This window comes from Anaerotruncus sp. 1XD42-93, assembly GCF_009917605.1.
Classification (GTDB): domain Bacteria; phylum Bacillota; class Clostridia; order Oscillospirales; family Ruminococcaceae; genus Anaerotruncus.
Genome location: NZ_QZEG01000130.1, coordinates 1 through 2714 on the forward strand (window position 1 = coordinate 1; position 2714 = coordinate 2714).

Sequence of the window (2714 nt, forward strand, 5' to 3'; positions counted from 1 at the left end):
CGCGCTTCGGACCGTAGGTCCGAGAAGTCCCCCGAAGAAGGGCGCTTGCGCCCCGGAAGTTTGGTCGGGAACCCAAACTTCCGTTGCCTTTGAGCCAAAACAAAAACGCCGCCCCAAAGGCGGCGTCCTCAGGCTCGGCGTTTCATCAACTGGACATCAAAAGCATTTTGTGCGGCAACATCTTCAACAGATTTGATGGTGTTCTCGAGCCGCTCCACTTTTTGACTCACAGCTTCAACAACATCCACAATTTCAGAGCGGGTAGCTTGGAAGCCTTTTTCCATTTTATTGTGAAGGGCTCTCACGTCAGTTTTCAATTCTGTGATGTCAGCCCGCATCTGAGCCTGCTCGGATTTCAGGGTAGTGACGTCGGTTCTCAGGTCCGCGATGTCAGCGCGCATCTGTGCCTGCTCAGATTTCAGGGTAGTGACGTCGGTTCTCAGGTCCGCGATGTCAGCCCGCATCTGCGCCTGCTCAGATTTCAGGGTAGTGACGTCGGTTCTCAGGTCCGCGATGTCGGCGCGCATCTGAGCCTGCTCGGATTTCAGGGTAGTGACGTCGGTTCTCAGGTCCGCGATGTCGGCGCGCATCTGTGCCTGCTCAGATTTCAGGGTAGTGACGTCGGTTCTCAGGTCCGCGATATCGGCGCGCATCTGCGCCTGCTCAGATTTCAATTCTGTGATATCGGCGCGCATCTGTGCCTGCTCAGATTTCAATTCTGTGATATCGGCGCGCATCTGCGCCTGCTCAGATTTCAATTCTGTGATATCGGCGCGCATCTGCGCCTGCTCAGACTTTAGGTCTGTGATATCGGCGCGCATCTGCGCCTGCCCTGACTTCAGATCGGTGATATTGGTCTGCATCTGCACGAGAATTTCAAGGATTTTCTCTTCGTTGTTCATGTCCGGTCCCTCCTCTCTTTATGAGTATAGCACAGATGAGAGGGGCGGTCAACCAGATATAAGGGGAGCGCCGCGGTCCACAGGGCAGGTCTGCGCTCTGCTTTGGCTGGGAGGGCGCGTCCCGGCAGATAAAAAATCAGCACAATCGGTGGACAAAGCGGAAGGAACCCTTTATAATAGGGACATAAGAACCAAAGGAGGAGACAGACAGATGGAAAAATCGGCGGTATACTTTACCGATCTGCGGGTAACCGTGGGGACGAGCCTTCTGGACAAGCTGAAAAAGCTGCTGCAAAAAGCGGGAATTGGGGAGATCGACTTTGACGGCAAGCTGACCGCAATCAAGATCAACTTCGGAGAGCCGGGGAATCTGGCGTATCTGCGGCCGAACTACGCGAAGGCGGTCGCGGATCTGGTAAAGGAGCTGGGCGGGGTGCCGTTCCTGACCGACTGCAACACCCTGTATGTCGGACGCCGCAAAAATGCGCTCGAGCATCTGGAGGCGGCATATGAAAATGGGTTCAGCCCGTTTTCGACCGGATGCCACGTCCTGATTGCTGACGGCCTCAAGGGGACCGATGATGTTTCGGTACCGGTCGAGGGCGGCACGATGGTAAAAGAGGCGAAGATCGGCCGCGCGATTATGGATGCGGATGTCTTTCTGAGCCTGAACCATTTCAAGGGCCACGAGCTGACCGGTTTTGGCGGTGCGATCAAAAATATCGGGATGGGCTGCGGCAGCCGGGCCGGGAAGATGGAGCAGCACAAGAGCGGCAAGCCGACGGTTGCCCAGGCGCTCTGCCGGGGCTGCGGGCTGTGCGCGAAACTCTGTGCACAGGCGGCGATCTCGTACGACAGCGCGCGCAAAGCCTCGATCGACCACGACCGGTGCGTCGGCTGCGGGCGGTGCATCGGGGTCTGCAATTTCGACGCGATCGCCAACCACAACGACAGCGCCAACGATGACCTCTGCGTTAAGATGGCCGAGTACACCAAGGCGGTACTGGCGGGGCGTCCGCATTTCCACATCAACCTCGTGATCGACGTTTCCCCTTACTGCGACTGCCACGCCGAAAACGATCTGCCGATCCTCCCCGATGTTGGGATGTTCGCCAGCTTTGACCCGGTCGCGCTCGATCAGGCGTGTGTCGATGCCTGCAACCGCGCCGAGCCGATCCCCGGAAGCCGCCTCACCGACCTTTGTTCGGCCGCTGGGTTCCACGACCGTCACGACCATTTCCACAACAGTATGCCCGAAACCAACTGGGAAACCACCCTCGCGCACGCTGAAAAAATCGGGATCGGCAGCCGTCAGTATGAGCTGATCACTGTCAAATAAAAAAGAGGGGGAAACCCCTCCTTTTTTCTTCCCTTCGCGCAACGCTTTGGAGTGGGATTTCTCCTCTTCTTGACCGGGAAACACTTCCATGGTAGAATGGGGACAAGGTGCTGCCACAACGGTTGCAGGCGGTTGGCCCCCTTGAAGAAAGGGGGAGATGCTTATGGTTACATACGAAGGGCTATTTGCTTTTTGTCTCGTAATTATCAGCGTGATTGCTCTGGTTCAGGGCAAACAAAAATAACCGCCACCCTTCCAAAGTGCTGCGGTTATTTCCGTAAACCTAGAGGGGCTGACCGTCTGCCGGCAGCACCTTTCTTTATCTTTATTATATCCCGCAATCCGGGCGCTGTCAAGCGCCTTTTTTCTTGACTGGAAAGCATCTCCATGGTAGAATAAGGACAAGGTGCTGCCACAACGGTTGCAGGCGGTTGGCCCCCTTGAAGAAAGGGGGAGATGCTTATGGTTACATA

General features: G+C 56.2%; 2 protein-coding genes. One reads left to right on the forward strand and one right to left on the reverse strand.

What is annotated here, in order from left to right; all coding sequences use genetic code 11:
* Positions 1-128: 128 nt before the first annotated feature.
* Positions 129-902 carry a hypothetical protein gene (locus D5269_RS17265; protein ID WP_120486843.1) on the reverse strand — a complete coding sequence of 258 codons (774 nt, stop codon included), beginning with the start codon at positions 900-902 and terminating at the stop codon, positions 129-131.
* 211 nt (positions 903-1113) lie between these two features.
* On the opposite strand from D5269_RS17265, the gene D5269_RS17270 reads away from it, so the two are divergent.
* Positions 1114-2241 (forward strand): DUF362 domain-containing protein, encoded by a 1128-nt coding sequence (locus D5269_RS17270; RefSeq protein ID WP_120486842.1) that lies wholly within the window; start codon positions 1114-1116, stop codon positions 2239-2241.
* Positions 2242-2714: the final 473 nt, after the last annotated feature.